The 394-nt window shown below is 50.5% G+C and carries 3 tRNA genes; all 3 read right to left on the bottom strand.

What is annotated here, in order from left to right:
• Positions 1-72: 72 nt before the first annotated feature.
• Positions 73-147: transfer RNA gene (locus FUU19_RS09040), tRNA-Gln, on the bottom strand.
• Positions 148-177: 30 nt separating this feature from the next.
• Positions 178-262 (bottom strand) — tRNA-Leu (locus tag FUU19_RS09035).
• A 16-nt stretch (positions 263-278) separates the two neighbouring features.
• Positions 279-355, bottom strand: a tRNA-Met gene (locus tag FUU19_RS09030).
• Between the last annotated feature and the right edge of the window lie 39 nt (positions 356-394).

Here is a 394-nt window from a genome sequence, read left to right as displayed (position 1 = left end):
CGGTGCCTTACCGCTTGGCGATACCCCACCTGCAAACAAATCTTATGTTGAAACCCCATTCCCGAAAGAATATGGCTGGGGTACCTGGATTCGAACCAGGGAATGCCGGTATCAAAAACCGGTGCCTTACCGCTTGGCGATACCCCATCAACATACTGCGCCGACGATGAAGAGAAATGGTGCGGGAGGCGAGACTTGAACTCGCACACCTTGCGGCGCCAGAACCTAAATCTGGTGCGTCTACCAATTTCGCCACTCCCGCAAAAACAAAAAAGAGATGGTGGCTACGACGGGATTCGAACCTGTGACCCCATCATTATGAGTGATGTGCTCTAACCAGCTGAGCTACGTAGCCGATGTTACTTTTTACTTCTTTGATTTGCAAGCAGTTTGT

This window comes from Serratia montpellierensis (assembly GCF_020858655.1).
Taxonomy (GTDB): domain Bacteria; phylum Pseudomonadota; class Gammaproteobacteria; order Enterobacterales; family Enterobacteriaceae; genus Serratia; species Serratia montpellierensis.
Note: the sequence above shows the minus strand (reverse complement) of the source record. Positions and strands in the feature narration are given on the sequence as shown.